This window comes from Deltaproteobacteria bacterium (genome assembly GCA_016875395.1).
Classification (GTDB): domain Bacteria; phylum Myxococcota_A; class UBA9160; order UBA9160; family UBA6930; genus VGRF01.
In genome coordinates, this window is sequence record VGRF01000001.1 from 228,636 (window position 1) to 243,616 (window position 14,981).

Annotated in this window: 13 protein-coding genes; 5 read left to right on the forward strand and 8 right to left on the reverse strand. The window is 71.9% G+C overall.

The annotated features are described in order from the left end of the window. Positions 1-53: 53 nt before the first annotated feature. On the reverse strand, positions 54-950 hold the full coding sequence (gene hemF / locus FJ091_01205) for an oxygen-dependent coproporphyrinogen oxidase (GenBank protein ID MBM4381961.1): 897 nt from the start codon (positions 948-950) through the stop codon (positions 54-56). A gap of 145 nt (positions 951-1,095) precedes the next feature. On the opposite strand from hemF, the gene FJ091_01210 reads away from it, so the two are divergent. After that, complete coding sequence (locus FJ091_01210; protein ID MBM4381962.1) at positions 1,096-2,379, forward strand: metallophosphoesterase; 1,284 nt, start codon at positions 1,096-1,098, stop codon at positions 2,377-2,379. A gap of 22 nt (positions 2,380-2,401) precedes the next feature. On the opposite strand, the gene FJ091_01215 is transcribed toward FJ091_01210, so the two are convergent. From FJ091_01215 to grxD, 4 genes are all read right to left on the reverse strand, one after another. Next, a complete protein-coding gene (locus tag FJ091_01215) occupies positions 2,402-3,496 on the reverse strand; it encodes a zinc-binding dehydrogenase (GenBank protein MBM4381963.1) in 1,095 nt (364 codons plus the stop codon). A gap of 70 nt (positions 3,497-3,566) precedes the next feature. Next, on the reverse strand, positions 3,567-5,924 hold the full coding sequence (locus FJ091_01220; protein ID MBM4381964.1) for a DNA polymerase II: 2,358 nt from the start codon (positions 5,922-5,924) through the stop codon (positions 3,567-3,569). 68 nt (positions 5,925-5,992) lie between these two features. After that, entirely contained in the window at positions 5,993-6,865 is an 873-nt protein-coding gene (trxA, locus tag FJ091_01225) for a thioredoxin (protein MBM4381965.1), read from the reverse strand. 5 nt (positions 6,866-6,870) lie between these two features. Beyond that, entirely contained in the window at positions 6,871-7,200 is a 330-nt protein-coding gene (gene grxD / locus FJ091_01230) for a Grx4 family monothiol glutaredoxin (GenBank protein MBM4381966.1), read from the reverse strand. Positions 7,201-7,346: 146 nt separating this feature from the next. On the opposite strand from grxD, the gene FJ091_01235 reads away from it, so the two are divergent. The 3 genes from FJ091_01235 (at position 7,347) to selD (ending at position 11,389) form a co-directional block, all read left to right on the forward strand. Next, positions 7,347-7,700 (forward strand): 4Fe-4S binding protein, encoded by a 354-nt coding sequence (locus tag FJ091_01235; GenBank protein ID MBM4381967.1) that lies wholly within the window; start codon positions 7,347-7,349, stop codon positions 7,698-7,700. 92 nt (positions 7,701-7,792) lie between these two features. Then, entirely contained in the window at positions 7,793-8,830 is a 1,038-nt protein-coding gene (gene moaA / locus FJ091_01240) for a GTP 3',8-cyclase MoaA (GenBank protein ID MBM4381968.1), read from the forward strand. A gap of 411 nt (positions 8,831-9,241) precedes the next feature. Beyond that, entirely contained in the window at positions 9,242-11,389 is a 2,148-nt protein-coding gene (gene selD, locus FJ091_01245; protein ID MBM4381969.1) for a selenide, water dikinase SelD, read from the forward strand. A gap of 63 nt (positions 11,390-11,452) precedes the next feature. Here the strand turns inward: selD and FJ091_01250 are convergent, their stop codons facing one another. After that, entirely contained in the window at positions 11,453-12,655 is a 1,203-nt protein-coding gene (locus FJ091_01250; protein ID MBM4381970.1) for a CoA transferase, read from the reverse strand. Positions 12,656-12,781: 126 nt separating this feature from the next. Between FJ091_01250 and FJ091_01255 the strand changes: the two genes are divergently transcribed. Next, on the forward strand, positions 12,782-13,540 hold the full coding sequence (locus FJ091_01255; GenBank protein ID MBM4381971.1) for a lipoate--protein ligase family protein: 759 nt from the start codon (positions 12,782-12,784) through the stop codon (positions 13,538-13,540). Here FJ091_01255 and FJ091_01260 read toward each other — a convergent pair. Both FJ091_01260 and FJ091_01265 read right to left on the reverse strand, forming a co-directional pair. Then, positions 13,537-14,034, reverse strand: coding sequence for a hypothetical protein (locus FJ091_01260; GenBank protein MBM4381972.1), 498 nt, complete (start codon positions 14,032-14,034; stop codon positions 13,537-13,539). The two genes, FJ091_01255 and FJ091_01260, sit on opposite strands and share 4 nt — an antisense overlap. Positions 14,035-14,038: 4 nt before the next feature. Further along, on the reverse strand, positions 14,039-14,953 hold the full coding sequence (locus tag FJ091_01265; GenBank protein MBM4381973.1) for an SDR family oxidoreductase: 915 nt from the start codon (positions 14,951-14,953) through the stop codon (positions 14,039-14,041). Between the last annotated feature and the right edge of the window lie 28 nt (positions 14,954-14,981).

The following is a 14,981-nucleotide window of genomic DNA, read 5'->3' on the forward strand; positions in this document are numbered from 1 at the left end:
CGGGAATGCGGCGGCCACCCGAGAGCGCGAGGTCGCGCGTGTCCGCCACGCAGTTACTCGCTCGCCCATTCGCGCGGCACGAGGAAGTGCTCGGTGAGGCGCGCTTCGGGCGAGCCCGGCTCGGCGCGGTACTCGTACTCCCAGCGCGCGAGCGGCGGCATCGAGGCGAGCACGTTCTCGACGCGGCGACCCGACTGCATGCCGTACTTCGTGCCGCGGTCGTAGACGAGGTTGAACTCGACGTAGCGCCCGCGCCGGTAGAGCTGGAACTGGCGCTCGCGCTCGCCGTGCGGCGTGTTCTTCCGGCGCGCGAGGATCGGCTGGTACGCGGGCAGGAAGGCGTCCCCGACGCTGCGCACGAAGGCGAGGCACGTCGCGAAGTCGGGCTCGGCGAGGTCGTCGAAGAACACGCCGCCGATGCCGCGCGGCTCGCCGCGGTGCGGCAAGAAGAAGTACTCGTCGCACCACTTCTTGAAGCGCGGGTAGGCGCCGGGGCCGAGCGGCGCGCAGGCGGCGCGCGCGGTGCGGTGCCAGTGCGCGCAGTCGCCGTCGTCGCCGTAATAGGGCGTGAGGTCGAAGCCGCCGCCGAACCACCAAGTCGCGCCCGCGCTGAAGAGGCGCAGGTTCATGTGCGTCGTGGGCGCGTACGGATTGCGCGGGTGCACGATCAGCGAGAGCGAGACCGCCTCGAACGGCTGCCCCGCGAGCTGCGGGCGGCCCTCGGTCGCGGCGGGCGGAAGCGCCGGGCCCCGCGCGTGGGTGAAGTTGACGGCGGCCTTCTCGACGACGGCGCCGCCTTCGAGCACGCGCGGGCGCGAGAGCACGCCGCCGGCGCCGCTCACGTCCGCGCCGCGGAACCTCGCCGCGCCGTCCTCGGCTTCGAGCGCGGCGCAAATGCGCGCCTGCAGTTCGCTCAGGTACTCGTGCATCGCGTTCGGGTCGGCGGACATGGCGCGGCAATCTACCTCGCAGCTGTGGACGCAAGCCGCAACGCGACACGGCTCGGTGTCGCTTCGTGCACGTTGCGGCGGACTCTCCGCACAATTGCACGCGCCGAGCCGACAACTCGCGCGCGTCGCCTACCTTGCGACGCCCATGTTCGCGCCGCCCGACGCTCTGTTGCCCTCGCTCGCTGCCGCGATCGGCGTGGGCGTGCCGCTCTTCGCCGCGAAGGCCCGTGGGCGCACGTACGCGCTGTTCGCGCTGGTGCTCGTCACGCTCTCGTTTCCGGCGGGCGTGATCCTCGCGCTCCGGCTGATCGAGCTGTCGGGGCCGCGCTTCGGGCCGCTCGTGGGCTGGGCGTTCGTGTACGGCATCGCCGCGACGGGCCTGCACATGGCGTCGCTGGTGCGCGCGCGGCTGCGGCAGCGCTGGGTGCGCTACGCGATGAGCGTGCCGGGCATGACGATGCTCGCGCTCGGCGCGCTCGCGCTGCCGTTCCTGCTCGCGCTCGCGCCCGTGCGCGGCTTGTTAGGGCTGGCGGACGCGCACGGCGCGCTCGCGGCCCTCGCCTACGCGGACTGGCTGCCCGTGCTCGCGATCGTGCACGCGCTCGCGACCTCGTTCGGCGCGCGGCGCGAGTTCGTGCGCATCGACCTCGCGCAGGGCGGCGAGCCGGCCGCTCTGCAGCGCGTTCCCGTCGAGCGACGAAGCTCTGCGTTCGAGGCGCACAATCCGCGCCCGCTGCGCATCGTGCAGATCACCGACCCGCACATCGGCCCGTGGCAGCCGGTACATCGCCTCGAGCGCCGCATCGAGGAGCTTGCCGCGCACGAGCCAGACCTCGTGCTGCTCACCGGCGACTTCCTCACGATGGAGAGCAACGGCACGCCCGGCGCGCTCGCCCGCGCGCTCTCACCGCTCACCAAGCTGCGCGGGCGCTGCTTCGCGATCTTCGGCAACCACGACCACGAGGCGCCCGAGGAAGTGCGCGAGGCGCTCGCGGCCACCGGCATCACGCTGCTGGTGGACGACGAAGTTGTTACGGAGACGCCGGCCGGGCCGGTGCAGATCGTCGGCGCCGATCACTACTGGGAGGAGCGCGAGGAGCGCATTCCCGCGCTGCTGAAGCGCTTCCCGCGGCGGGCGGGGCATTTCCGCTTGTTCCTGCTGCACGACCCGCTCGGCTTCCGCAGCGTCACGCCGGGCGAGGTCGACCTCACGCTCTCCGGTCACACGCACGGCGGCCAGCTCGGCCTCGTCTCGTTCGGCTTCGACTGGACCGTGCTCTCGCGCTCGCGCTGGCCCGACCAAGGCCTCTTCGCGCTCGGCGCGAGCCGCCTCTACGTACACCGCGGCACGGGCTTCTACGGCTTCCCGCTGCGCGTCGGCGTGCCCGGCGAGCTCTCGCTCGTCGAGGTGATCCCGCGCGCGCGCTAGCGAGCGAAGGCGAACGGCCCGATCAGAACGTCAGGATCGCGCGCCCGAAGATCTGACCCGACTCGAGCGCGTGTGTCGCCTCGTTGATCTTTTCGATCGGGAAGCGCGCGGTGACGAGCGCATCGAGGTCGAGCTTCTTCGACGCGTGCCAGTCGAGGAAGACCGGGAAGTCGCGATCGGGCACGCACGAGCCGCCGATGCTGCCGATGTACTTCTTCTCGTGCAGCAGGATCTCGATCGGCGGAAGCGTGAGCTCCTGCGTCGGCACGCCCACCAGCACCGCCGTGCCGCCGCTCTTCCAGCCGAAGCTGCCGCTGCGACACGCCATCAGAATCTGCTGCATGGTCTTCACGACGCCGATGCAGTCGAACGCGTGATCGACGCCCGACACGGGCGTGCCGAACATCGTGAGCTCGTTCTTGCGCTGCGTGAGCCGGTTAATCTCGGCGACCGCGTCCACGCGCGCGGCGTTGATCGTCACGCTCGCGCCGAACTTGCGCGCGAACGCGAGCTTCTCATCGTCGAGGTCGACGACGATCAGCGGATCGGCGCCGGCTTCGCGCGCCGCGGCGACGGCGCTGAGCCCGACGCCGCCCGCGCCGAAGATCGCGACGCTCTCGCCGCGCTTCACCGCGGCCGTGTTCATCACCGCGCCGGCGCCCGTCATCACCGCGCAGCCGATGATCGCCGTCACGTCGCGCGGCGCGTCGGCGCGCACTTTCACCACGTATTGCTCGTCGGCGACGGTGTGATCCGCCCAGGTGTAGACGTTCTGCGACTGCGCGAGCGAGCCGTCCGCGAGCGGAAGCGTCGCGGGCTCGGCGAAGCGCGGGTTCTGCGGCTTGTTACGGGGAACCCACGTCACGAACACGAGGTCGCCCTCGCGCACGTGGGTCACCTTGCTCCCCGCCGCGAGCACGACGCCGGTCGACTCGTGCCCGAGGACCACCGGCGCCTCGCGCGGCGAGTGCATCTGGTGGAGCTGGCTGTGGCACACGCCGCTCGCGAACTGCTTCACCACGACCTGATGCGGGCTCGGATCGGGCAGGCGCAGCTCGTGCAGCTCGAGCGGGCCGGGGTTCTTCGGAAGCACGACGACGCGGGCGCGGACGCTCATGGGGGGAACCTCCGCTCGGAGGCGTAGCACCGCGCGCTTCAGCGCCCCTGCGTCTCGCGAGAGATGGGTTCTAGAGCAGCGAGAGCTGCTGCGGCGCGCCGAGCGCGGCGTCGAAGCTCGTCCCGAGATCTTCGAACATGCTCTCGGCGACGGGGCGCAGCACTTTCTGCACGTAGTGCTCGCGGTCGATGCGCGGCGGCAGCGGGCGCCCCAACAACGCGGGCTCGGCGCCGGTCGCGGTGATCACGTAGCGGATCGAACGCCCAGGCTTGCCGCCCAGCTTGCGCGCGGCCTGCACGTGCGGCGCGTTCGCGCTGTAGCGATCGAGCCCGCCCTTGCGGATGCGCTTCGTGGTGACGAGCTCCGCGTCGAGCGCGCCGCTGCGCACGCTCGCGACGAGCTCGCGCACGAAGGGCGCGGGATCCTCGTCGGCGAACACGCGCTCCAGCATGCCGTGCTGCAGGCGCTGCACGACCTCGGGGTAGTCGCTGCGCACGGCTTCGAGCCCGATCACGTGAAGCTTCCCGGCGCTGAAGCCCGCGTAGCGCTTCTTGCTCCCCGCCCGCCCGCCGCGCACGCGCGGCAGCCAGAGCCGATCGAAGATCTCCTCCAGCTCGAGCACGAGCCGGGGCAGGGCGTCGTACTCGCGCCGCACGCGCTCTGCGATCGCGCGCTCCACGTCCACCCGTAACGACTCGGCGTCGTCGTGCGCGCGGAGCTGCACGAACACGGAGTCGGTGTCGCCGTACAGCACGGCGACGCCGCGCGCCTCGAACGCCTCCTTCGTCCAGCGCAGCGTCTGCTGTCCGAAGCTCGTGATGGCGTTCGCGATGTCCGGGTCGAAGAAGCGGCACGCGGTGGCGCCGAGCACGCCGAACATCGCGTTCATCAGGATCTTGATCGCCTGATCGGCGTGGCGGTCGCCGCGCGCCTTCGCCGCCTCGCGCTGCGACGCGAGCTCGCCGAGCGCCGCGGGCAGGATCGACTCGCTGCGCGAGAAGCGTGCGCCGTTCGGCGCCGTGATCGCGTCGTCGCCCGCGCGCGCGTGCGCCAGCGGATCGAGGCCGAACGTGCGGATCAGGCTCGGGTAGAGGCTCTTGAAGTCGAACACGGCGACGCGCTTGTGGAAGCCCGGCGTCGAGTCGATCAGGGCGCCGCCCGCGACCGCGACCGGCGCGCGCTCGAGGACGCTCGGCGCGACGAAGCCGCGCCGGCGAAGCTCGGGCAGATAGAGCGCGTCGAACGACGCGATGCTCGCGCCGACGCGATCGAGCTGCATGCCGGTGAGGCGCGAGCGCGAGATCGCGAGATCGAGCAGGCCTTCGCGCGCGAGAATCTCCGGCACGAGCCGCGCGTCTTCGAGGTTGTAGGCCGCGAGCGCCTCGGGCTCCTCGCGCCAGAGGCGCAGGATCTCGGCCGCCGCGTCGGGCACTTCCTGATCGATCTTCTTGCCACGCCCGAGCACGGAGCGCGCCACGGTCTCGAGCCGGTAATCCGGCAGCTTCAGCGCGTCGCGCACGAGCGGGATGCCGTCGAGCACCATGCGCCCCGGCACCTCCGCGCGCGACTGCGCGAACGGCCCCTGGTCGACGATCAGCCGCGGCGGCTCGCGCGTGCGCCCGATCGCGCACGGGATGCGCAGCGCGGTGCAGCGCGCGAGCAGCACGCGCAGGTCGAAGTCGACCACGTTCCAGCCTAACAACACGTCGGGATCGAGGGCGCGCACGCGCGCGACCAAGGCCGAGAGCAGCGCAGGCTCCTCGGGGTGCACGATCGCGCCGGGCACCGCGCGCGCGGCCACGAGATGCACCTCCTCCACGCCACAGCCCGCGATCGCCGCGGCGAAGATGCGGCTCGCGTCGGGCGTCGTCTCGAGATCGAGCGAGAGCGTGCGCAGCGCGACCCGCGGCGCAGGCGAGGGCGCGAGCTCCGGATTCGTGAACACGACGACGCCGTCGGGGCGCTGCACGCCGCGGCCCGTGATCTCGCACGTTGCGCGGATGCCGCGGTCGATCAGGAACCGGTAGGCGAAGCGCAGGTCCGCCTCGTAAGCGACGCCGCCCGCTCGCTGCACGGCCTCGCGCAGCGCCGGCACCGCGCCGGGCAGGCTCGCTTCGACGCGCACGACCGGGTCGCCCGCGAGCGTGCGCAGCGCGCATTCGCTCACCGCGCCGCCCGCGAGGCGCGCCGCGTTCGCCGCCGCAGGCGAGGCGAAGAAGTACGGGCGCACGCGGTCGTCCTCGACGAGAAACGCGTCGCCGCTCTCCGCGCGCCCGTACAGCTGCACGACCGCGACGCCTTCGCGAACGCGGTAGGTCGGCTGAACGATGAAGCCGCGCAAGGCTGGCCCTTCCGAATCTCCGCTCGCCTTCGGCTCGCTGCGCGCGATCTGCGCCGCTTCCTCGGCGCTGGATCGCTGGCACTTCACGAGCCGCGATCGGGCGCTGCATTGTCACCTGAACGGGCGCGCGGATCACGCGGTCTCTTGGCGAGGCCCTACCGGAACAGCACTCGCGCGAGCAGGCTGCGGTACTCCTGCGTGAGATCGTGCTCGCCGCCGAGCACGCCGAACACGTCTAGCATCGCCTTGCGCGCGGCGTCTTCCTGGAAGTGCGCGTCAGCCTCTACGCACGCGAGCAGCTCGGCGAGCGCGGCCTCGTAGCGGCGCGCGGCGGCGAGCGCGCGCCCGTACTCGATGCGGGCCCCGAGGTCGTTCGGGTTCGCGCGCGCCTTCGCTTCGAGCGCGGCGAGATCTCCCGTGTCCGACGGCGCGGCGGCGCGCGTGCGCAGCTCCGCGGCGAGGCGCTCCGCTTCCTGCTCCACGGCGGGCGCGCCCACGACGCGCTCGAGCAGCGCGAGCGCTTCTTCCGTGGCGCCGCGCTCGCCGAGCACGCGCGCGAGCCCGACCAGCGCGATCGGGTGCCGCGCATCTTCCTTCAGCGCGCCGCGGAAGCGCTCCTCGGCCGCATTCGCGTGGCCGGCCAATAACATCTCTCCGCCTTCCTTCGCGAGCCGATCGGCCTGCGTCGGCAGGATCGCCGCGAGAAAGCGCTTCACTTCGCTCTCGGGCTGCGCTCCCACGAACTGGCTGCGCGCCTGGCCGTCCCGGAAGGCGATCACGAGGGGAATGCTGCGCGCCTGCGCGGCGGCCGCGATCTGCGGGTTCTCGTCGACGTTGATCTTTGCGAGCACGAATGCGCCGTTCTGCTGCACGGCTTGGCGCTCGAGGATCGGCCCGAGCGTGCGGCACGGGCCGCACCACGGCGCCCAGAAGTCGACGACGACGGGCACTTCGCGCGAGCGATCGAGCACCTCGCGCTCGAAGGTCGCGTCGGTGACGTCGATGACGTGAGGATTCGCGGCGGCCATCTCGCTTACTGCGCGACCTTCTCGCGCATCAGCGTTTGCAGCTCGCCGCTCTGGAACATCTCGGTGACGATGTCGCAGCCGCCGATGAACTCGCCCGCCACGTAGAGCTGCGGAATCGTCGGCCAGCTCGAGAAGTCCTTGATGCCCTGGCGGATCGCGGGGTCCGCGAGCACGTCGACCGTCGTGTAGTCGGGCACCAGCCGGTCGAGCATCTGCACCACGCGCGCGGAGAACCCGCACTGCGGGAAGTCGCGCGTGCCCTTCATGAACAGCACGACGCGATCGGAGCCGATCGTGTTCTGGATCTTCGTGCGCGTCGCTGCATCGATCGCCATGAATCTCTCCTCGTGGCCGCGGCCGTCCGCGCGCCGCGGCTGCGCACTCGTGTTCGCGCGCTGCCAGCTTGCTCGCAACCTAGAACCTGGGTTAGCAATCGGTCAACGCGTTCGGCCCTCCAACTCATCGAGGATGAAGAAGAAAGATGCCCTGGGTCATTACGAGCCTCTGCCGCGATTGCGTCGACCAAGCCTGCGTCGAGGTCTGCCCCGTCGACTGCATCTACGAATACAAGGGCGAGGACCGCGACTCGTTCCCGAACCAGCTCTTCATCGATCCGGAGGAGTGCATCGACTGCGGCGTGTGCGAGCCGGAGTGCCCGTGGGAGGCGATCTTCGAGGACGAGCGCGTGCCGGACGTCTTCACCGCCGACGTGAAGCTCAACGCCGCGATCACCGAGACCAAAGACGACTTCGAGGTGCCGACGCACATCGAGAAGGGCAAGCCGACGCCGGAGCAGGTGGCGGCGAACAAACAGAAGTGGGGCTACGCGGACTAGCCCGCTCGCTGCGCCGCGCGAGCGGCGAAGCGCCCGGCCGCGTCGCGCGTCGCTGACGAGGAGCTCGAGGCGTGGCCGCAGCGAATGATTCCATCGGCGAGCGCGCGGAGAAGTCTCCCGCGCTCGCCGACGCTTTCGGCCGGAAGCTGCGCGACCTGCGCATCTCCGTCACCGATCGCTGCAACTTCCGCTGCCCGTACTGCATGCCGGCCGAGACCTTCGGCCCCGGCTTCAAGTTCCTTCCGCGCAAAGAAGTGCTCACGTACGAAGAGATCGCGCGGCTCGCGCGCCTCTGCGTCTCGCTCGGCACGCGGAAGCTGCGCATCACCGGCGGCGAGCCGCTCGTGCGCGCAGACCTGCCCGAGCTGATCGAGCAGCTCGCGGCGATCGCCGGCGTCGACGACATCGCTCTGACGACGAATGGCCACTTGCTCGAGAAGTTCGCCGCGCCGCTCGCGCGCGCGGGGCTGCGCCGCGTGACGGTGAGCCTCGACAGCCACGACCCCGAAGTGTTCAAGAAGATGAGCGGCGGCATGTCGGCGCCCGACAAGGTGCTGCGCGGGATCGACGCGGCGGTTGCCGCAGGCCTCGGCCCGATCAAGATCAACTGCGTCGTGCAGCGCGGCGTGAACGACCACACGCTCGTCGACCTCGCCGCGCACTTTCGCGGCACTGGTCACATCCTGCGCTTCATCGAGTACATGGACGTGGGCACCGCGAACGGCTGGGAGATGGCGCAGGTGGTGCCGGCGCGCGAGATCGTGGCGCGCATCGCCGAGTGCTCCCCGCTCGAGCCCGCGGGCGCGAACTATCAGGGCGAAGTCGCGAAGCGCTGGCGCTACGCCGACGGCGCCGGCGAGATCGGCGTGATCTCGTCCGTCACGCAGCCCTTCTGTGGCGACTGCACGCGCGCGCGCCTCTCCGCCGAAGGCTCGCTCGTGACCTGCCTGTTCGCGACCACCGGCCGCGACCTCAAGACCCCGCTCCGCGCCGGCGCCAGCGACGCCGAGCTGCGCGAAGTGATTACGGGCACCTGGCGCGCGCGCAAAGACCGCTACTCCGAGGAGCGCACAGAGCTCGCACGGCACCGTGCCTCTACGCGCATTGAGATGTTCAAGCTTGGTGGGTGATCAAGGATTGGGTGCCGCTCGCTCTCTTCCTTGTTTACTCCGCGTTCGGCTCCGCAGACTCCGCCGAACGCTGCGCGCTTCGCTTGCGGCCTCGGCCGACACACACCGAGTTGCGCTCGACATCCAGCCCGCTCCGCCACTTCCGCGCCGCGGCAAAGCAGCGAGGCGGCGACACGCGCGGAGTCACCTCGCTGCATTGCCGCGTTCGCGATCAGGCCGGAAGAACCTCGAAGTCGAACGCTCCTGCCCAGCGCGTCGGCCGAGGCCGCAAGCGAAGCGCGCAGCATCGGGCGAGTCTTCGAGCCCGATGCGTAGTAAACAAGGAAGAGCGTGGCCTCTCGGAGCCCCGATCGAGTGAGGCAGCCCCGCACAACCTCCGAGGTCGTCCTCATAGGCGGAGGCCACGCGCACGTGCAGGTGCTGCGCGCGTGGGCGATGCGGCCGGTGGCGGGCGCGCGGCTCAGCGTCGTCCTCGATCGCGCGGAGGCGCTGTACTCGGGGATGGTGCCGGGGCTCGTCGCGGGTGATTACGGCGCGAGCGAGTGCGAGATCGACGTGGTGCCGCTCGCGCGGCGCGCGGGCGCGCGCGTGATCCTCGCGGCGGCGACTGCGGTGGACGCGAAGGCGCAGCGCATCGCGCTCGCGGGACGCGCCGCGATCGCGTACGACGTCGCGAGCCTCGACGTGGGATCGAGCGTGCGCGGGCTCGAGCTGCCCGGCGTGCGCGAGCACGCGCTCGCGACGCGGCCGATTCGCGACTTCGTGGATCGCCTCGATCGCGCGCTGGCAGGTGCGCGCGAGCGCGCACGAGCGCGCGGCGAGGCGGCGCTTCGCATCGTGGTCGTGGGCGGCGGAGCGGCGGGCGTCGAGCTCGCGTTCACGGTGGAGGCGCGGCTGCGCGCGGGCGGGAATCGCGCCGAAGTCACGATCGCGAGCGACGGCGCGGAGGTGTTGCCCGGCGCGTCGGGGGCGCTGCGGCGCCGCGCGCTCGCGGAGGCGGCGCGGCGCGGCATCGCGCTGCGGGTCGGCATGCGCGTCGCGTGCGTGAGCGAAGCCGGCATCGAACTCGAGAGTGGCGACGAGATCGCGTGTGACCTCGCGATCTGGGCGACCGGCGCGGCACCGGTGCCTGTCGTTACGGCGAGCGCGCTGCCCACGGACGAGCGCGGCTTCGTGCGCGTGAGGGACACGCTGCAGGTCGATGGGTACGACGGGCTGTTTGCGGTGGGCGACTGCGCTTCGCTCGCGAGCGCGCCGTGGCTGCCGAAAGCGGGCGTCTACGCCGTGCGCGAGGGGCCCGTGCTCGCCGACAACCTGCGCCTCGCGCTGAGCCGCGAGCCGCTGCGCGAGTACCGGCCGCAGCGGGACTTTCTCGCGCTGCTGAACCTCGGCGAACGCCGCGCACTCGGCGGCAAGTGGGGCACGGCGTTCGCGGGCAAACGCGTATGGCGGCTCAAGGACGCGATCGACCGCCGCTTCATGCGCCGCTTCCAGGTGTTAGGGGCGGACGGCGCGCCGACGCTCGAGTTCCCGCCGATGCCCGAGAGCGAGGCGATGCAGTGCGGCGGCTGCGCGGCGAAGGTGTCCGTGCGCGGTCTCGCGGAGATGCTCGCGGCGCTGCCGCCCGCACCGCCGGATGCGCGCGTGCTGCTCGGCCTGGATGCGCGCGACGACGCCGCGGCCGTGCGCACCGCGCGCGGCGACACGCTCGTGGTCACGGTGGACGGCTTTCGCGCGTTCTCGCAGGACGCGTGGCTCGTCGGCCGCGTCGCGGCGCTGAACGCGGTCTCGGACGTGTACGCGAAGGGCGGCACACCGCGGCACGCGCTGTGCTGGGTGACGGTGCCCGAAGGCGGCAGTGAGCGCGCGCTCGGCGAGGTGTTAGGGGGCGTGCGCGCGGGGCTCGACGAGCTCGGCGTGTCGCTGATCGGGGGGCACTCGACGCTCGGTCCCGAGCTCGCCGTCGGCCTCGCGGTGTTAGGGGATCTCGCGGACGGCGAGACGCCGCTCACGAAGGCCGGCCTCGAGCCGGGCGACCTGCTCGTGCTGACGAAGCCGCTCGGCACCGGGATCGTGCTCGCGGCCGACATGCGCGGGCTCGCGCGCGGCGCTTGGGTGCAGGCCGCGCATGCCTCGATGCTGCGCCCGAACGCAGCCGCAGCGTGGGTCGCGCGCCGCTTCGCGCGCGCGTGCACGGACATCTCGGGCTTCGGCCTCGCGGGCCACCTCGGCGAGATGCTCGCCGCGAGCGGCGCCGGCATCGCAGCGCAGCTCGACGCAAAAGCGCTGCCCGCGCTGCCAGGCGCACGCGAGCTGCTCGCGCGCGGCATGCGCAGCACCTACGCCGCGCAGGCGGCGGAGGCCGCGCCGCCGCTGCTCGGCGGCGACGCGATCGCCCACGCGCTGCTGTGCGACCCGCAGACGAGCGGCGGGCTGCTGTTCGCGGTGAAACCCGAGCGCGCCGCCGACGCGATCGCAGCACTTCGCGACGCAGGCGACACGGAAGCGGACGCGATCGGACGCGTCGTAACGGGAGCGGGCGCGATCGAGCTCGTGTAGCGAGGAGGAATCGAGGATCCGGCGTCTGACGCCAAGTTGGCGATTCGCCCCGCGAGTGTGCCCTCACACCACCGCGCCGCTCGCCCGCAGCGCCGCCAGCTGCGCGTCGCCCTTGCCCAGCTCGCGCAGCACCTCGTCGCTGTGTTGGCCGCGCGTTGGCGCCATCCAGCGCGGCGACCACGGCGTGCCCGCGAAGTCGGCAGGCGTCGCCGGGAAGGTCGTCGTCGTGCCGTCGTCGGGCACCTCCACGAAGCCGCCGGCGGCGCGCGCCTGCGCATCGGCGATCACCTCCTCGAGGTCCTGCACCGGCGCCCACCACATGTCCTCGATGGCGTCGAAGATCTCTGCCCACTCCGCGCGCGTTCGCTTCGCGAACTCGGCGTCGAGCAGCGCGATCAACACCTCTGCGTTCTTGGCGCGATCGCGCGGCGTCGCGAAGCGCGCGTCGTCGATCCACTCGGGGTGGCCCGCGGCGCGGCACAGCGGCGGCCAGTGGCGGTCGGCCTCGAGTCCCACGACCCAGAACCACTTCCCGTCCTTGGCCTGGTAGTTGTTGATGCAGGGGTTGCCCATCGACTTGCGGCGCGCCACCGCGAGGCCGGTGCCGAGGCGCAGCGCCGTCGCGAGGTCGAACGAGAGCGTGTACATGCCCTGCCGCAAGAGCGACGTGCTGACGAGTTGGCCCTTGCCGCTCTGCGCGCGCGACACGAGCGCCGCGCAGATCGCGCCTGCGAGCACCATGCCCGTGCCGTGGTCGCCCATGCCGCCGCGCTGAAACGGCGGGTGCGAGCCCGGCTGCGTGAGCATGTGCGCGATGCCCGAGCGCGCCCAGAAGCCGCTGATGTCGTACGCGGCTTTGTCCTTCTCCGGACCCTCGGTGCCGTAGCCCGTGATGAGGCCGTAGACGAGCCGCGGGTGTTTCGCGCACAGCGCCGCGGCGTCGAGGCCGAGCCGCGCGAGCGCCGCGGGCCGCACGTTCGTGACGAACACGTCGGCGCGCGCGATCAGCTCTTCGGCGAGCGCGCGGCCCTCGGCGCGCGCGAGGTCGATGCCGATCGAGCGCTTGCTGCGGTTGTCCATCTCGAACGGCGGGTTGAAGGGGAGATCGCCGCCGAGCATGAACTGGAACAGCCGCGCAGGATCGCCGAGGCCCGGCGGTTCGATCTTCACGACGTCGGCGCCCCAGTCCGCGAGGATGCCGCCCGCCGCGGGCCCCGCGATCCACACCCCGAGCTCGACGACGCGAATCCCTGCGAGCGGTCCCATGCGCGGCTTCTCCTTCGTGCGCGACGGCGCGGCGCACGACGGTATCGCCCGCCGTGCGACAAATCGGCCCGGCCGGATCGTCTCACCCGCAGCTCGCCTAGCCTGCCGCTCTCCGGAGCCGCTGCCTTGTCTCGCGTGATCTCGCTCTACACCGAGTCGTTTGCCGATCGCCCCGCGTTCGACACGGGCGTGTCGCGCGCGCTGCTGCACGCCGCGGCGCGCGGCGAGGCGCGCGAGTCACTGCGCCTCCACGTGCCGCCCGACGTCGTCGCGTTCTCGGTGCTCGATCGCGCGCGCCCCGGTTTTCGCGAAGCGGTGGCTGCGGCGCGCGGGCAGGGCTGGGAGGCTGTGCTGCGCCTCGCGGGCGGGCGCGCGGCGGTGTTTCACGCGGAGACGGTTGCGTTCGCTTGGTGCATTCCCGATCCCGAGCCGCGCGGGTCGATCGCGAAGCGCTTCGACTGGATCGCGGCGGCGGTCGCTCGGGCGCTCGAGTCATTAGGGGTCGACGCGCGCGTCGGCGCGGTGCCGGGCGAGTACTGCCCCGGCGATCACAGCGTCAACGCGCGCGGCGCGGTGAAGCTGATGGGCGTGGGCCAGCGGCTCGTGAAGAACGCGGCGCACGTGGGTGGCGTGATCGTCGTGCGGCACGCGGCGCGCGTGCGCGACGTGCTGGTGCCGGTCTACGACGCGATGGGCGTCGCGTGGAGGCCCGAGACGACGGGCGCGGTCGAGGACGAGGCGCCCGGCGTCACGCGGAGCGAAGTCGCCGCTGCGCTAGAGCGCGAGTTCGCGCGCGAGGCGGAGCTCGCGCCCGATGCGCTCCGAGCGAGTTGGCTCGCAGAGGCGGAGCAGCTCGCGAGCGAGCACGCGATCGAGGCGAGCTAGTGCCGAGCGCGGCCGAGCCGTCGGAGCGCTGCGATTCCGCCTGCAATGCCCGGGGCGCCGAGGCAGAGCGCAGTTCCGAGGAGGGCCATCAGCCCGTACGCCCAGATCGTGGGGTCGCGCCAGTTTTCAGGGTCGATCGCGAGACTCGAAATCGCCTCGGGAACGCCCCACGCGATGCCGCTCACCGCGAAGTAGGCGCCCACGCCCACGAGCGCGAGCCGCGCCGGATCGGCGTCATCGTGTTGGAGGCTCGGTTCAGCGGGCGCGCCGCGCGCGAAACTCGCCAGCCGCCGTGCGCCGACAAACGTCAGCCCTCCGAGAAAAAGAGCGCCCGCGAGCGGAGCGATCGGCCACGCCAGCCTGCGCAAGTCGAGGTCATCCTCCGAATCCGCCAGCAGTTGCGACAACACCCCGACGAACTCGAGAAGCGCGTCCAGCGAAACGTAGAGTCCGACGGCTGCGATCAATCCCGACGCGAAGTCGCGTGCGCTCACGCGTTCACCCCTTCGGCGCGAGCTTGCGCACCACGGCGGCCTTTCCGGTGCTGCCCCAATCGAGTCCGACGAAGTCGAAGTGCTGCGCGATGTCGTCGCGCGCAGTCGGCTTGCGGCGGCGCACGAGCGACGGGCCCGCGGCGGTGAGGCCGCCGTCGACGACCAGCGCTTCGCCCGTCACGAACTCGCTCTCGTCGCTCGCGAGGAAGAGCGCGGCGTTCGCGATGTGCTCACCGCGGCCGTGCGCCGGCCACGGCTGAAAGCGCTCGAGGCGGGTCTTCGCGCTCTCCTCGTCGCCGCGGTGGATGAGCGGAGTGAGGATGCCGCCGGGGCAGATCGCGTTGACACGGACGCGCAGCGGCGCGAGCTCGAGCGCGGCCGCGCGCGACAAGTTGATCACGGCGGCCTTGCAGGCGGAATAACAAGCGGGGCCGGCGCCGCCGGAAAGGCCCGCGACCGACGCGGTGTTGATGATCGAGCCGCCGAGCCCGGTCGCCTTCATCGCGCGGCCCGCGTGCTTGATGCCGAGGAAGACGCCGCGCAGCAGCACCGCGCAGGTCGCATCCCAGTCGTCGACTTCGGTGTCGAGCAGGCTGCCGAGCGCGCCGCCGATGCCGGCGTTGTTGAACATGCAGTCGAGCCCGCCGAACTCGAGCGCGCGCTCGACGGCGGCGGCGACATCGTCTTCATCCGCGACGTTCGTGCGCACGAACGTGATCCGCTTCGCCGCGCCGAGCTTCGCCGCGAGCTCGAGCGTCTCCTTGCCCGTGCCCTCGTTCATGTCCGCGATCACGACGCACGCGCCCTCTTCGAGAAAGCGCAGCGCGGTCGCGCGGCCCATGCCGCTCGCGCCGCCCGTGATGAGGGCGACCTTGTCTGCGAGCCGGCCAGTGGGTTTCCGCGGCGACTTCTTCGGCATGAGCATTCTCCCGCGCGTCTCGGCGCGA

Coding starts and splice junctions, on each gene's coding strand:
- trxA (MBM4381965.1), bottom strand. CDS start 6,865: ATGGCCGCCGCGAATCCTCACGTCATCGACGTCACCGACGCGACCTTC.
- FJ091_01210 (MBM4381962.1), top strand. CDS start 1,096: ATGTTCGCGCCGCCCGACGCTCTGTTGCCCTCGCTCGCTGCCGCGATC.
- FJ091_01235 (MBM4381967.1), top strand. CDS start 7,347: ATGCCCTGGGTCATTACGAGCCTCTGCCGCGATTGCGTCGACCAAGCC.
- FJ091_01250 (MBM4381970.1), bottom strand. CDS start 12,655: ATGGGACCGCTCGCAGGGATTCGCGTCGTCGAGCTCGGGGTGTGGATC.
- FJ091_01215 (MBM4381963.1), bottom strand. CDS start 3,496: ATGAGCGTCCGCGCCCGCGTCGTCGTGCTTCCGAAGAACCCCGGCCCG.
- hemF (MBM4381961.1), bottom strand. CDS start 950: ATGTCCGCCGACCCGAACGCGATGCACGAGTACCTGAGCGAACTGCAG.
- FJ091_01265 (MBM4381973.1), bottom strand. CDS start 14,953: ATGCCGAAGAAGTCGCCGCGGAAACCCACTGGCCGGCTCGCAGACAAG.
- grxD (MBM4381966.1), bottom strand. CDS start 7,200: ATGGCGATCGATGCAGCGACGCGCACGAAGATCCAGAACACGATCGGC.